At 54.1% G+C, this 12,917-nt stretch carries 17 protein-coding genes; 3 read left to right on the top strand and 14 right to left on the bottom strand.

Annotated features, from left to right (window positions below; genetic code table 11):
- The 14 genes from GMA8713_RS24165 to GMA8713_RS24100 all read right to left on the bottom strand — a co-directional run.
- The coding region (locus GMA8713_RS24165; RefSeq protein ID WP_157515764.1) for a phage baseplate assembly protein V at positions 1-310 on the bottom strand (310 nt) is incomplete at its 3' end.
- Entirely contained in the window at positions 304-1,353 is a 1,050-nt protein-coding gene (locus GMA8713_RS24160; protein ID WP_062715050.1) for a phage baseplate assembly protein, read from the bottom strand. The genes GMA8713_RS24160 and GMA8713_RS24165, both read right to left, overlap by 7 nt.
- Positions 1,346-2,545 carry a DNA circularization protein gene (locus GMA8713_RS24155; protein ID WP_062715048.1) on the bottom strand — a complete coding sequence of 400 codons (1,200 nt, stop codon included), beginning with the start codon at positions 2,543-2,545 and terminating at the stop codon, positions 1,346-1,348. Before GMA8713_RS24155 ends, GMA8713_RS24160 begins: the two co-directional genes overlap by 8 nt.
- Before the next feature lie 9 nt (positions 2,546-2,554).
- Positions 2,555-4,330, bottom strand: a complete 1,776-nt coding sequence (locus GMA8713_RS24150; RefSeq protein ID WP_062715046.1) for a phage tail tape measure protein — start codon at positions 4,328-4,330, stop codon at positions 2,555-2,557.
- 110 nt (positions 4,331-4,440) lie between these two features.
- Positions 4,441-4,833: a phage tail assembly protein gene (locus GMA8713_RS24145; protein ID WP_062715044.1), complete on the bottom strand. Its 393-nt coding sequence runs from the start codon at positions 4,831-4,833 to the stop codon at positions 4,441-4,443.
- A 12-nt stretch (positions 4,834-4,845) separates the two neighbouring features.
- Entirely contained in the window at positions 4,846-5,199 is a 354-nt protein-coding gene (locus GMA8713_RS24140; RefSeq protein WP_062715042.1) for a phage tail tube protein, read from the bottom strand.
- A 12-nt stretch (positions 5,200-5,211) separates the two neighbouring features.
- Positions 5,212-6,684 (bottom strand): phage tail sheath subtilisin-like domain-containing protein, encoded by a 1,473-nt coding sequence (locus GMA8713_RS24135; RefSeq protein ID WP_232314558.1) that lies wholly within the window; start codon positions 6,682-6,684, stop codon positions 5,212-5,214.
- Positions 6,681-6,884, bottom strand: a complete 204-nt coding sequence (locus GMA8713_RS24130; RefSeq protein ID WP_062715038.1) for a DUF2635 domain-containing protein — start codon at positions 6,882-6,884, stop codon at positions 6,681-6,683. Before GMA8713_RS24130 ends, GMA8713_RS24135 begins: the two co-directional genes overlap by 4 nt.
- Entirely contained in the window at positions 6,881-7,492 is a 612-nt protein-coding gene (locus GMA8713_RS24125; RefSeq protein WP_062715036.1) for a hypothetical protein, read from the bottom strand. Before GMA8713_RS24125 ends, GMA8713_RS24130 begins: the two co-directional genes overlap by 4 nt.
- The gene (locus tag GMA8713_RS24120; RefSeq protein ID WP_062715034.1) at positions 7,489-8,031 is read right to left on the bottom strand and encodes a phage virion morphogenesis protein; all 543 of its coding nucleotides are present in this window, start codon (positions 8,029-8,031) and stop codon (positions 7,489-7,491) included. Before GMA8713_RS24120 ends, GMA8713_RS24125 begins: the two co-directional genes overlap by 4 nt.
- Positions 8,031-8,468: a gp436 family protein gene (locus tag GMA8713_RS24115; protein WP_062715031.1), complete on the bottom strand. Its 438-nt coding sequence runs from the start codon at positions 8,466-8,468 to the stop codon at positions 8,031-8,033. Before GMA8713_RS24115 ends, GMA8713_RS24120 begins: the two co-directional genes overlap by 1 nt.
- Positions 8,469-8,477: 9 nt before the next feature.
- Complete coding sequence (locus GMA8713_RS24110; RefSeq protein WP_062715029.1) at positions 8,478-8,876, bottom strand: hypothetical protein; 399 nt, start codon at positions 8,874-8,876, stop codon at positions 8,478-8,480.
- 73 nt (positions 8,877-8,949) lie between these two features.
- Complete coding sequence (locus tag GMA8713_RS24105; protein WP_062715026.1) at positions 8,950-9,837, bottom strand: Mu-like prophage major head subunit gpT family protein; 888 nt, start codon at positions 9,835-9,837, stop codon at positions 8,950-8,952.
- Between the two features lie 6 nt (positions 9,838-9,843).
- Positions 9,844-10,806 (bottom strand): phage protease, encoded by a 963-nt coding sequence (locus GMA8713_RS24100; protein WP_062715025.1) that lies wholly within the window; start codon positions 10,804-10,806, stop codon positions 9,844-9,846.
- A 269-nt stretch (positions 10,807-11,075) separates the two neighbouring features.
- On the opposite strand from GMA8713_RS24100, the gene GMA8713_RS24095 reads away from it, so the two are divergent.
- From GMA8713_RS24095 to GMA8713_RS24085, 3 genes are all read left to right on the top strand, one after another.
- Entirely contained in the window at positions 11,076-11,480 is a 405-nt protein-coding gene (locus GMA8713_RS24095; RefSeq protein WP_062715023.1) for a thermonuclease family protein, read from the top strand.
- 70 nt (positions 11,481-11,550) lie between these two features.
- On the top strand, positions 11,551-12,183 hold the full coding sequence (locus GMA8713_RS24090) for a hypothetical protein (protein WP_157515760.1): 633 nt from the start codon (positions 11,551-11,553) through the stop codon (positions 12,181-12,183).
- Between the two features lie 100 nt (positions 12,184-12,283).
- On the top strand, positions 12,284-12,917 hold a 634-nt coding region (locus GMA8713_RS24085), incomplete at its 3' end, for an IS630 family transposase (protein WP_157515568.1).

Raw genomic sequence — 12,917 nt, 5'->3', positions numbered from 1 at the left:
GATAAAGGGCGCTGTCACCGGGTTTGAGGTCTTTCAGACGCACCGTTTTATCTTCAGCGCATATCACCACCAGGTTTGAGCGGTTGCCATTCAGGGCGAGGGTAATGGCCTCGGAGCCCACAGGGGGAACGCTGGTGTGGCCATAGTTCTGCCAGCGTTCAATGTTGCTGTCGGTTTCATCGGCGAGTGTTTGGATCTGAAGCTGCTGGCGTTGGGTCGTGTCTGTGATAATCCGCAACACAGCGCGATCCACCATCAGCTGCAGTCGCCGTTTAACAGGCATTAAAAGGCGGTTAAACGGGCTTACCATGCGCCCACCTGTTGGGTATCTTTCTCCGTTTCTATTGGGATATCCATGGCTTCGGGCGGAACCAAACCGAGCACGGTGATGCGTCCCTGGTCATCTTCCAGATAGGTCAATGAAGCAATCAGCATCACCGCATCAATGCCCTGAATAGGGTCATCGACCCGGATGCGTCGATTGAGGGGCCACAATGCGCCGTCAGGCATCCGCCAGCCTTTGACGGTGATTTCGGTGTGGGTGGCCTCGGCCAGCGCCCGCTGTTTTTGCCACTGGCCGCGACGGCTTGCGCCATCGGCGGTGAAAATTTCCTCTGAGAGAATAATTTTAGGGCGGTACCGGGTGACGCCCTTGTCATCGACAGAGATTAACTGGCCGCCGATTTTTGCGGCAGGCTCTGAATCAAAGGTGGCACCACTTCCCACACCTTTAATGATGTAACGGCTGAAGCGCTCGGCTTCGCTGAATCGGCCTCGTGCGGCGAGAATGTTCTGGCCTAATATCAGGGCGGTATCTAGCTGGAGGGTGCTGGCCCGAGTGATCACCAAGTTGCCAGCTGCATTGCTGGTGAGTAACACCCCACGTTGACGGGTTAACCGTTCCAGCAGCTCAAAGGGTGATTCGCCTTGCTCCAGACGAACCGTATCAAAGGGGCGTCCGACGTCGGTCTCTACTTCTACCTGGATGCGGTAAGGTTTGCAGATTTCTGCCGCGATGCTGGCCAGTGTGATGTTTTTCCATTCACCAGAGCGGTGAACCAGGGACGACTCGACCAAGTCCTTGGTTTTGCACCTGGCCGTGATTTGATAGCTGAGTGAATGGGCGTCATAGCTTGGGATGCGTTCAGCAATGTATCCGGTGGCCACGGTTTCCTGGGCAATCAATACCTCGACGGCCATGCCCTCCTTGAGGGGTAACACCTCGGCCTCTTTCCAACTGCGGGTAATACTGAATTGATGCTCACCCGTTACAGCTGACAGGGATCGGCTGATACTGATGGCTTTCCAGCCCTGCCAAAGTCGGCCCCCGATTTTGAGTGAGACCTTATCCATTGTTTTGCTCCAAGACATCCACATTACCCGAGATGGAGGCAGGGCGGGCGAGACGATTACGTTTGACGATGTCATCCCGCTGGCGGGCGTCGCCTGTGAGCTGATAAGCGAGCAGGGCAGAGGGACGCGGGCGATCAATATTCACCGTGCGCATGCGCGGCAGCTGCCGCGCGCGGGCTTTGATGTCATCGACAACAGACAGACGCAACGCGCGCAATGTTCTCCAGCCTTCACGGTTACCGGCTTCGACAGCGCGCTCGGCCTGCCGGGTGAGGGAGGTGGCGAGCGTCTGCGCGGCCAGCTCGGCTTCCTTGCTGTCCGATAACTCACCTGCAGCAATGGCATTGGCTTTGCCAGTGACGACAGCGGTTAGCATCAGATCGCTGGCTAAGTATGTGGTGTCAGCGCTCGGGGCATCAATGGTGGGGTTCATGGCCTCCCGTTCACCTTGCCAGGTTTGCTCAAGCTGATCGTATATCGCGAGGGAAAGCGGCAATTTGGTCGCCAAATCTTTCACCCGAAACACCAGTTGGGTGATGTCCCTGGCTTGTTGGCCGGGGTAGGTCAAACCCCGTGTGATAGAGGATTTCATGCGGCCCAGTCGATTGACCCAGTCGCCTGTCTGTTCGGGCAGCCCCGGCAGGTTGTTCACTGTGCTGTCCAGGCTGTCGAGCATGCCATCCATCTGTTTGGCGAGACTGGCGTTTTGCTCGGGTGTCAGCGTCTCAACCTCACGGGCAAAGGCGTCACATTGTGCCTCGTTTGCAAGCGCCGCCTGTGAGGACACGGCCTGTTGCGTATCGATGCGATCAGCAGGAAACAAAGTATCGCTGGCGGCGTAGACCTGAAACGACAGGCGGCAGATATCGCGCTCGTTGTTGTCGAAGTCATAGCTGACATCGCCGACCTGTACCTGACGGATCCCCCAATAGGGATGCACCAGTTCACCTGGGCCAGCGACATTCAGCGCATCGAGCAACTGCTGGCACTGGGCTTGTGCGTTTGGCCCCACCAGAACGGCTTTGATGGTTTCTGCATTCAGAGCGCCGCCATTATCTTCGGGCCAGCCCTGGTCGCTTTTCGGGTACTCGTGGGTCACGGCGCGTCGGCCCGTTTTGCCGCGCACCGTTAATAACAGAAAGGGCACCCCACGAAAGGAAGCTTCACGCCTGTCTTGCCAAGGTTCTTGCATCTTGTACCCTTAGTCCGCCATGGACAGACCATGATCCACCGTCAAAGGAATGCCGTTGTAACGCACCTCCGCGCTTTTTATCCGGGTGCGGTTCTCGTGCATTTCAATGGCGATTTTTCCGCGAATTTCGCCCGATTCATTCGCAGGGGGGGCCGCATTACTTCCACGGAACCAGCCTGAAATTTCATCAAACACATCAAGCAGGCCCGCACCGGGTACAAAGGAATCCGGTAAACCTGTGGTATCGACCTCTGACGCACGGCGGATATCGATGGGAGAGAACTCGGGTGCCAGATTCATCAGGCCATAGCCGACGCCTGTACCCTGGGCGGCGATATTCAGCCAGCGGTGTCGGCCAGTGGCACCGCTGTATTTGCCCTGTGTGCCTGCCTGTCCCTGTTGCAGGGCGTTCGCGGCTGGCATGTTCACCACATAAACAGGCGTGACACCTCCGGCAAGGGTATTGGCTGCATCGCCAACGCCTCCTTTTTTACCAAATACAGCCTTTAAGTCCTTGGCAACGCCCAGCGCTTTGCGGGCGGCAACCAGGCCCGCCATGGTGAGGCCGATATTCTTGCCAAGCTGCAGCCAGCGGTCGAGGGTGGCAGCGACCAGGCTGTTGACGGCATCGGCCAGATCCTGAAAGGGCTCGGCCAGCTCTCTTTGTGTGAGGCGATGAAGGGCGGTCATCAGGTTATCGACGCTCGCCTGGTAATCCTTGGCGACCTTGGCCGCATCCTTGAGGGTGGTTGAGCCGTCGGCAGTGACAGACAAAAATGCGTCAAATGATGTGATACTGCCCTTTGCGGAAAACTCCCCCATTAAGGGTTTTAAAGCGCGGATTGCCTCTTCCCCAAACTTGATGGTATCGAGTGCCTGAGTCATGGTGTAGCGGGTGCTGCTGCCAGCTTCTGTGATGATCTCTCTCATCAGGTCGGGTAAGGGGCGCATCACTTCCACGCCGTCTTTGAGTTTTTCCGGGTCAAAGACATGGATCCCGGCCAGCTCTTTCAGTTTCTTCACCTTGTCCGGGGTGGTCATTTCGCGGATCAGTGCTTCATAGGCCGTCACAGCCTGTTCGTCAGAGCCCGCACCGCTTCGAATGACCTGCATGGCGGCACCCAGCTCCAGCACGGCTTCCACACCCTGGCGGCCAGTGGCTGCATAGGTGGAAAGTAGCCGTTCACCCTGGGCGGCAAAAGATGCCATGGTGAATGCGCCGCTTTTCCCCTGGACGTTCAGGCTGTCCATGGCGGTCAGCACTTCCTGTTGGGTCTCCACTGACAGCTTTTTCAGTTGGGTCAGAACGGCACCAATATGGCCACCTGTTGCGCCTGTGGCCTGAGAGAAGAGGGCGATGTTTTCCATGTTCCTGCGCGCAAACTCAATATCACCGAGCTTTTCCATCACCACTTCCAGCCCTTCGAGCGTTTGGGTGGGGTCGATGCGGATACCTTCAGAGCGGGAGATATTTTCAATCTCTTCGTAAAGAGCGCGGGTTTGCTCTTTAGTGAGGTCAGCGGCGACAGACAGACGGGACAAGCGGCGGTCGAGGGTCACCAGCCTGTTGGCCACGGCACCGCCAGCGACGGTGGCCACCAGAGCCGTATAGCGGTTTTCCATTGCATCCAGCCCTTTGTTCACGCCCCGGACCGCATGACGAAAGCCTTTGGCCATGCGTGAGTTACTTTCAGCAAACTTCTTCATTTCACTGGAATAGGCCCGCGCCTTTGAGGTGAGATTACCCGAGAGGTTGATGATGATTTCGCTGTTAAGTTGGCTCATGCTGTTTTGCCTTCAGTGCGCACAAATGGTCAAACAACCAGGTGACGGGTTTATCGAGAAAGTGATCAACAGGGGAGAAATAGCGGCCAGCCAGGGCCAACACGACGTGCTCAAGTCCTGCTGCCTGACTGCTCCAGTCGCCCCCGTTTTTCGGCCACCCCCACAGCGGCATCGAGTCGCTCGGCCTGCTCGTTGAGCAGGGAAAAGTCATCGACATGAAGCTGGTAGAGCTGGCGCTCGGGAAGTGGGCCTTTAATCTCCCCGATGGATTCGATTTGGCGGCAAAGGAGTTCAATGCCCATCCTGACTTCAGAGACCACGGTGATCCCGCGTTCGGCCCCGGTCTGAGGGTCAGGCACAAAGACCACCTGTTCGGCCTTGGTGCGCGCTTCAATCACATCGCGTGTGGTGAGCTCACGCAGCACCACGTCATACTGCAGTTCGGCATCATCGCCCTGGCCAAAGGGCAGACCATGCGAGAGGGTAAATTCAATTTTCGCCATGCGTGCCCCCGGTTAGATGCGTTTACACTTGCTGCCAATGAATTTGCCGCCTGTCTCGCCGTTGTCTTCATCCAGCTCTGCGGGGTTTTCGAGTGCGCTGCCCGTCATCATGTAAGTGAGGCCATTGTCGGCATCAAACACGATGGTGGCATTTTCCAGCTCGTTAAGTGCCTGCACATCGGTATCACTGTCCACCGCCAGCTTGAAATCGAGCGAGGGTGCAACAAAGCGTTTACTGTTGCCCCAGACGCGGCCGCCACCTCCGTGTGAGGTGCGGCTGAATCCGCCGGGGTTGAGGCGTGCGCCGCCTTTGGTCTTGAGCTCCACGCCATTGGCGCGGATCTTTGCATAACCCAAAATAGCCATGGGCGTTTCTCCTTACAGATAGAACTGGACGTTCATGGCCATGATGCGCAGGCCATTAATCAAATCCGGGGTACAGAGTACGTTGATACGGTTGGCATCCGAGCGGTCGCGGGTGACCTCAAGCTCTGCGTTGTAGCGCTCGAAGTTCTCAACCAGTCCTTTCTCCTGCAGCTGCAGGAACACATCGAGCATTTCCGCGCGCAGGATTTTAGGCGTCACCACAGGTTGACCCGGCTCCAGACTGTCGAGCACGTCATCCCCGGCGAGCTTGTGACGCGGAAACTTCTGGGTGAAGTGAGCTTTATGCACAAAGCGGAAATAGCCCAGGGTCATGGGGGTGGTGATGTCGAGGTAACTCGGATCCGGGCTGCCAAATGCATTCATCTGGTAGGTGCTGATCTCCCGTTCGATGAGACAGCGGTTACCCGCATCCACCTGATAGGTTGCCAGTCCGTCATGCAGCAGCAGGTTGCGCTCTACCAAGTCCCAGCGGTCGCGCTTGGTCGGGGGCAGCAAGCCCACCAAAGGTAGCGTCTGCAGGGGTCTGGCCGGATCAATCGCCAGGTGATAAGCCGCCTGCGCCGCATAGGCCGCCGCAAACTCCCAGGGCGGGTTGGGCGCGTGATTGGTGCTCATGCAGGTGATTAAATGATCGTTACGCGTGTTGCCCCAGGTACCCGTTTCGGCATGGTTGCCACGAAAGGCGGTGTAGCAAACCGCTTCCATCATTCGCAGTGGGCCCCAGAGGTCATTGAGCTCGGTGCGAAGGCCATCAAGGAAAGCCTGATCGTTGAACGGGCAGACAATATGGTTAAACCATTCATCACCGAGCGCACCAATGACCTCACTGGCATCGACATACCCCGCGCCACCTGTCAGCGGCGTCAGGGTAAGGGACACGCCTGGCGGCAACTGCTCGGTGTCGTAATAGTTGTAGCGCACATCGATATCGTTACCCGTGATGCCTTTCCATTTGGCGGTAAGCTTCACGCGGGTGTTTTCGGTCTCAGGAATTTGCGCCCTGACAGGCAGTGAAGATTGGCTGTTAATGGCGGTCACAATGGCATTGGCAATTGCGCCTGCTGTGTCGTTGGTTTGCACGCCGACTTGCACCCGCTGGCCGCCAATCATCAATGACAGGGTGCCCGCCTGACTGGCCGAGCCCTGCACACTGATGGCCTGACCTGACATAGCGGCAGAGCCTGCCGAGGGTTCAGCGACAGGCATGGCCCAGGTTTCGGTGTAGCTATTGCCTTTGCGCAGGGTTTTCAGCATGGCGGTGAGCATGGCATCGTCACCGAACAAAGCGCGTGCCTGATCATCACTGGTGATGCGGTATTGTTCGAGCGGATTTGCCGAGCCGCCTGTCTGGTGACCCATCACCAGAATCTTATGTTGCTGAATAGCGGCACCCTGATTGGCGTTCGCGTTATCAAACGCCATGTAAAACAGAGGCACACGAATATCATTCGGGATGGACATCATTTCGATCCTTTCGTTTTCACGCTGTCTTTGGTGGTGTCATTGGTCACCTCGGGCGCGTTTGTGGTCACTGAGCCTTCTCTCACACGGCGGTGCCAATAGGCGTTCATCACAACAGGCTCACCGTCTTCGCTGAGGTGTGCGCCGTCCGGTTTACGTACTTTCACCGTTTTATCTGTGGGGTAGAGAGTCACGCTGTTCATTGGGTGTCCTTGTCGTTGGAGTGTTGAACGTTAATCGTTGCGCTGAGGGTTGGGCTGCCTTCGTTCGGGGTGTCGAGTTGAACCGTGAGAAAGTCATCCAGGGAAGACAGGTCAACGGGCACATTGAGGCGGCATTCCTGCTGCCAGCTGACAGACCAGATCGCCACGCCAATATCATCCAGTGCTTCGGTGCAGAGGTTCTGGGCGGTGACTCGGTCTGCAGGTTTATAGGCTGTCCGGCCAAAGGCGGGCGTCCAATCCTGGCTGGCAATGAAGAGGGCGAGCTGGCTGCTGATGACCTCGGCGCGTTCGTCGCGGTGGTGGCCAAAATGGTCAGTGGTCATCACAAAGGCCACCAGAGACACCAGACCGACCACGCTGCCCGCTTCGCGGCGCACGTTGCTGACATTGAGCGCCGCCACACGGATAACGCCGTAATGGGTGACCTCCTTTTTCACTGCGTCAGGCGAGGCAAAGCGGCCTTTGTGGCGGTTGATGCTGCCGACCTGGTTGGGTGCTTCCCCTTTAAAGTGATGAAGTGCCTTCACCGCGGCGGCGGTGATGGCAAGCGTCGTGCCTGTGATGTCGAGTTGCGGGCGGCTTGTCATGGCAAGAGCTCCCCATAAAAGTCACCAATCAGTGCATAGAGGTCTTGCTGGTTGTCCTGCGACAGCCCGAGGTATTCACGCTGCGGCACTTTCATGTGCCGGACGTGGGCGGCGACGCTCTGCCATACAGGATGGCGGAGCACTTTGCCGAACGCCTGGGTAATACGTCGGTGATGGGCGCTGATTTGTACCGCGCCATCAAACCCTTCCTGGTGCACCGCGGCATAGATGAGCGGTGACCCCACATAGACCTTATTGCCCTTGACCAGGTATTGAATGGAATCATCCAGCTCGCCTTCCCCCATCAGCAGGGAATGGTTGCCGTGGCGCGTTTTGGCGTAGGCGTCAGACCAGCTTTCCCAGGGAGTGCCATCAGGCGAGGTTTTCTCGTCCCTGATGCGTCGGTGGGTCTGGGTTTCGGCTTCTGCACCGATAAGGTTCAGCAGCTTTTTACGATTACCGGTATCACTAAGCCTGGCAAGGTGGGCCTGTATGCGGGCAAGCTCAGCTTGCCCCGAGATATTCACGGCGATAGCCATCAAAGCACCCCGCCCAGTTGTTTGCGTATCGGTGGCCGGGAGGCATCAATCACCTCAGCTTTTCCGGTGTTTGTCTCCTTCGGTTTCTCTGCCTGGGGAACGCCTAAATCCCTACGGCCTGCCTGAATGTCTTTCAGGATGGCAATGGCATCGTCATAGCGTTTTTGCACCAGGTCGGTCACGCTGCTGTCACGGTCTGCGAGCCAATAAAACGCGATGGAAATGGCTACCCGGTTGAGCGTTCTCGGCACACTGCTCAGCGGCAATGGATAGCGGGAAAGAAAAGTGTTTATCTCCTCGGTGGCATCAGCGAGCGCTGCGTTGATGGCGACCTCATCAAGGGCATCAGGGTTACCTTGTTGAGCGGCCACCGTCCACACAAACGATGCATCGCGGTCGAGCAAATCCTGCTGGCTGGCATAGACGGTGGCGCTCATGGCTCAGGCTTACTTTTCTTGCGTACGCTGGCGTTCAACAAAGAGCATTTGCTCCTGCTCCAGGCGTTCAAGTGCAGCCGCATCGATAAACACATCAGCGTCATAATGTTGATGTGCGGCGGCAGGGTCTTCGACCACAAACACATGTGCGCCGTCGTGTGGCCAGAAGCGGGCGCAGCGCCAGAAACCATCGACGGGTTTGGATCGGACAAACAGAGCAATAAAGGCTGTCTCTCCCAACTTGGCCATCATGGCTTCCTGCGGGTTCACAGGGCTTTGCTCGCTATCCGGTTGCGGTGTCTCAGTGGCAGCGTCAACAGCGCTGGTTCCTTGGGTGCCAGTGGTTTTTTCAGTGCTCCCAGAACGTGACGCTTTGGTTGACGTGGCAGATTTAGTCGCATCGTTCACTGTTTCATCCTCTTGGTCGCAAAGGCCGCCTGACGGCCAATGCTGAATGGGGTTAAACGTGGCTTAAACAGGGTTAACCAAGGTATGGGCTGACCACGACCTCGACATCCTGGTAATAAGGGTTACTGCCGCCATCGCTTAGCAGGGCGACGTTGATAAGCTTCTTGGCTGCCGCGCGGTTACGCGGGCCAACGATGAGCTTGGTCGGACGAATACCCAGAGGCGTGCCGTTGTTCTTGCGAATACCGGACAAGGCTTCAATGGCTTTTTCGTAGTTGAATTCCGTCAGTGCGGTCTTTGAGCCCACGGCGGTTTGCCAGAAACCGAAACCGACATTGGAGCGGCCATCAGTACCTGCGGCCATGGCGTTATTGAACCAGGTGAACTCTTCGTTCGGGTTCATGTTCTTGAACACAAACGGGCGGCGGTTTTGGTAGATGATGGGCTTCAGTACCTGCGTGTCATCAATCAAAAACCAAGGTTCGCCCGTTGCAGAAGGTACACCGATGATATTGGAGTAGGTGCCATCGCCCATTGGGTGGTCAGCATCAAAGAAATACTGGCCATCAAAGCAGGTGGTTTCAAACCCCGCTTTGAGGAGGCCATAAGCGAGTTCATCCGGGAACAGGGCAACCTGATAACCAAAGTTTTTGGCGAGCACGGAATACATACCAATCTGGTCATCGTCCACGTCTTCGCGTTTGACCTTGATAGAGGTCTCCCAGGTTTTGTTTTCGATGGCGTAACCATGCTTGCCAATGTCAGCCAGTTGGCGTTCGCCTACCCATTCTTTGATCCCCGGAATGTCTGCCAGCCAGCCGTAGTTATTGGCTGAGGTTGAGCTTGGCACTTCAGTAGCGATTTCCTGCCATTGCGGGCTGGCCGTGGTGAGCCCCTGGGTGTAGGCCGCGCTCATGCCCGTGAACAGGGCTTCCAGAATTTGCGCTTGAGACTGTGACATCAGTGGTTACTCCTGTGTGTGGTTTTTGGCGGCCAGATATTGCTCCTGCGTGATGTGGAGCTTTCGGCAGATGGCGAGCTCGTGCTCATCCAGATTGGTTTTGTTTTTCGGTAGCTGGGTATGTCGGCTTTCATCGCTCATCACTTTGGGTGCAGATGCTAGGAAGCGGTCAAAGCCTTCGCGATCAGTGCGACACATAGACAGGAACGCCGCCTTATTCGCGGGCGCAATCTTGCCTTCAGCGATAGCCTCATCAATCACAGCTTCGGTTTCTGCGTCCTGCTGGGCTTTAAGTTGGCCCTCGGCAGCTTCCGCACGGTTCAGCGCCAACTGATGGGTTTCCATCGGGACATATTTTTTAAGGTCAGGATTGTCGGCACGGTTGAGCGCCAGTTGCTTGTCAGATTTCAGCGTCTCAATCTCTGAGAGTGCATCCGCTTCGGTCGCGGTGGCCGTATCGAGCGCTAGCGCCGTTGCCAGAGTGACAGGGAGTGTCATGGGTTGTTGCTCCTGTTGTTGTCGATTCAGTGCAGGGAGTTCGGTCAGGTTGGGTTTGTTGGTAAAGCCGACGGATTCAATCGCGGTGACATTGCCTTGTGCATCGTGCAGAAAAGCAGGGGAGTAGTAGCGGTATTTGCGCTCAGTAATGATGTCCACGCCTTCACGGTTGAAGGCAACACGGCCCCAAATGGCACCATCGCGCACATCGTATTCTTCCACCCAACCATAAGCGGGTGCTTCCTCTCCTAATGGGCCTTTGATGTGGGTAGCGTGTTCAATGTCCCAGGGCGCGGAGGCAGCAGAGTTAAGTACCACAGCATCAGGCGATGAATTTGACCAACTGCGGCCATCGATGCCGGAGAAGGTGCCAGCAGGGATAAGCTCTAGCCAGCGTTCACGAGCATCTGTCTGTTGTGGTGGCATTTGAAAACAGAGTGCTAGGTGGCGTGTTTGGTGAGTTTCTGGCATGTCACTGGCCTGCGTTGTGGTGAAAAGTAGAGGCCAGAATATGCGGGCTGTGGATCGGGTGAGATTTACGGGGGTGGTTGTCTTATAGCATTGATTGGAATTTGAGCATACGAATGAGCGGCTGACCTCAAAAACGCAGAATGACTTTCTCTAAAAATCTGGACTGTGATAGATTTCTAGCACTAAAAATGCTGGCATTTCTATGTTGTGTTTAATGGCAGAACGAACGATGGGCAAACGAAATATCTTTAGAAACAACACGAACTATCATGTTTAAAACTCATCCTTTAAATACTTTATTTCTCTCATTAATTGTTTCAACTAAAGCGTGCTTTGGGGAAGAGAGTCTACCCGTCTTTGCGAGAGTAGTAAGTGTTTATGATGGAGATACGTTTCGTGTTGATATTGAATCTTGGCCGCGATTTCTGGGGAAAGACTTACCTATCCGAGTCAAAGGGGTTGATACACCTGAGATGAAGGGAAAGTGTCTTTTAGAAAGAAAAAAGGCAAGAGAGGCTAAAGAGTACACGACATACTTTCTCAAATCTTCCAAAACTGTGACTTTAAGTAATCTAGAAAGAGGAAAATTTTTTAGAGTGCTTGCTGATGTTGAAGTTGCTGGGAGAAACCTATCCAGAGAGTTAATTGAAAGAGAGTTAGGTGTGCCTTACTAAAATAAGAATAAGAAGAACTGGTGTGAATAGTAACTTAAAACTCTTTGTGAGTCAGAACTGGGATCATTGAATGAGTAGTTTAATTGATAATCTATCTCCCAAGGAGTGGGAAAGCTATTGCGAGATTATGCTTAGGCATCATTATGGTGCGAAGAACTTTTGGCCAGTTCCAGATGAGGACAGTGGAGACTTAGGCTTAGAGTTCTATACGGTGGATGGGACTATATATCAATGCTACTATCCAGATAATAATATCGATATGGCCACATACAAACAGAGAATTCAAAAAAAGATTCGAGAAGATCTCAAAAAACTCAAAAGTAATGAAGAAAAAATCGCAAAGATGATAGATGATGTCATCATTAATCAATGGGTTCTTCTGACACCTAAGAATAGATCGAAAGATCTAATAACATACTGTAATAAAAAGAAAAGAGAAGTATTAAAACAAGGTATTAGTTACATTAATGAGAAAGAATTCATAGTTAAAATTGAAACGGCAGACAGTTATCCCGATGCTAAAATGTATGCTTCTGGAGTATACGACAAGTCAATAAATATACCTATTACTCAAGTAAGTGAACAGGAAAAGAAGCTTTGGAAAGAAAGTAATAGCACATTCTTAGATAACATAGTCCATAAATCAACAAAAATTATGGGTAAGAATAGTGATGCTTTTCAGGATAATATAATAACTAAATAGCTGTTCCTAATAGTAGATCTCAAAGATAAGAGAAACTCAGTCCGCTTTGTGCGATCTGATCAATCGCCAAACCGAAACATACCGACAAAAGGACTGAGTGATGGCCATCATAGCACCGATACCTCGTGGCGAACGTCGTAGGATGAAAAAAGCGATACAGACTACCAAGGACAAGGATTATGCCCGCAGACTTATTGCTCTCATGCAACTCCACGAAGGCAAAACGATTGTCGATGTCTGCCGTATTATCAGTGCAGCCCGCTCCTCAGTGGGTAGGTGGATTGACTGGTTTACTCAAGGTGGTATGGATGCCCTGCACGCTTTGCCTGTTGGCAGACCGCCAACGCTTCCCGTTAGCGAAATGTGTGCGATGCTGACTATTCTGGTTCAGTTTTCCCCGCAGGATTTCGGTTATCAGCGAAGCCGCTGGAGTACAGAGCTTTTAACGATGCAGCTCAATGATGTATTCCAAAGTACAGTGGCGGCTTCTACGGTCAGGCGTTGGTTACCGAAAATCGGGATCGTCTGGCGTAGGGCGGCACCTACCCTCAATATTCGAGACCCTGACAAGGAAGAAAAGCTCGCTCAGATAAGTGAGGCGCTGGACAAATGCAGTGTTGACCATCCGGTGTTTTATGAAGACGAAGTTGATATCGACCTTAACCCCAAAATTGGGGCTGACTGGACGGTAAAAGGCCAGCAGAAAAAAGTGGTCACACCGGGACAGAACTGCA

This window comes from Grimontia marina, from assembly GCF_900060185.1.
Taxonomy (GTDB): domain Bacteria; phylum Pseudomonadota; class Gammaproteobacteria; order Enterobacterales; family Vibrionaceae; genus Enterovibrio; species Enterovibrio marinus.
This window is presented reverse-complemented; position numbering and strand designations above follow the sequence as displayed.

Excerpts from the sequence above, each read along its gene's own strand:
- GMA8713_RS24140 (WP_062715042.1), bottom strand. The coding sequence starts at position 5,199 with ATGGCTATTTTGGGTTATGCAAAGATCCGCGCCAATGGCGTGGAGCTC.
- GMA8713_RS24155 (WP_062715048.1), bottom strand. The coding sequence starts at position 2,545 with ATGCAAGAACCTTGGCAAGACAGGCGTGAAGCTTCCTTTCGTGGGGTG.
- GMA8713_RS24100 (WP_062715025.1), bottom strand. The coding sequence starts at position 10,806 with ATGCCAGAAACTCACCAAACACGCCACCTAGCACTCTGTTTTCAAATG.
- GMA8713_RS24145 (WP_062715044.1), bottom strand. The coding sequence starts at position 4,833 with ATGGCGAAAATTGAATTTACCCTCTCGCATGGTCTGCCCTTTGGCCAG.
- GMA8713_RS24150 (WP_062715046.1), bottom strand. The coding sequence starts at position 4,330 with ATGAGCCAACTTAACAGCGAAATCATCATCAACCTCTCGGGTAATCTC.
- GMA8713_RS24090 (WP_157515760.1), top strand. The coding sequence starts at position 11,551 with ATGAGTAGTTTAATTGATAATCTATCTCCCAAGGAGTGGGAAAGCTAT.
- GMA8713_RS24105 (WP_062715026.1), bottom strand. The coding sequence starts at position 9,837 with ATGTCACAGTCTCAAGCGCAAATTCTGGAAGCCCTGTTCACGGGCATG.
- GMA8713_RS24120 (WP_062715034.1), bottom strand. The coding sequence starts at position 8,031 with ATGGCTATCGCCGTGAATATCTCGGGGCAAGCTGAGCTTGCCCGCATA.
- GMA8713_RS24095 (WP_062715023.1), top strand. The coding sequence starts at position 11,076 with ATGTTTAAAACTCATCCTTTAAATACTTTATTTCTCTCATTAATTGTT.
- GMA8713_RS24130 (WP_062715038.1), bottom strand. The coding sequence starts at position 6,884 with ATGAACAGCGTGACTCTCTACCCCACAGATAAAACGGTGAAAGTACGT.
- GMA8713_RS24160 (WP_062715050.1), bottom strand. The coding sequence starts at position 1,353 with ATGGATAAGGTCTCACTCAAAATCGGGGGCCGACTTTGGCAGGGCTGG.
- GMA8713_RS24125 (WP_062715036.1), bottom strand. The coding sequence starts at position 7,492 with ATGACAAGCCGCCCGCAACTCGACATCACAGGCACGACGCTTGCCATC.
- GMA8713_RS24135 (WP_232314558.1), bottom strand. The coding sequence starts at position 6,684 with ATGATGTCCATCCCGAATGATATTCGTGTGCCTCTGTTTTACATGGCG.
- GMA8713_RS24115 (WP_062715031.1), bottom strand. The coding sequence starts at position 8,468 with ATGAGCGCCACCGTCTATGCCAGCCAGCAGGATTTGCTCGACCGCGAT.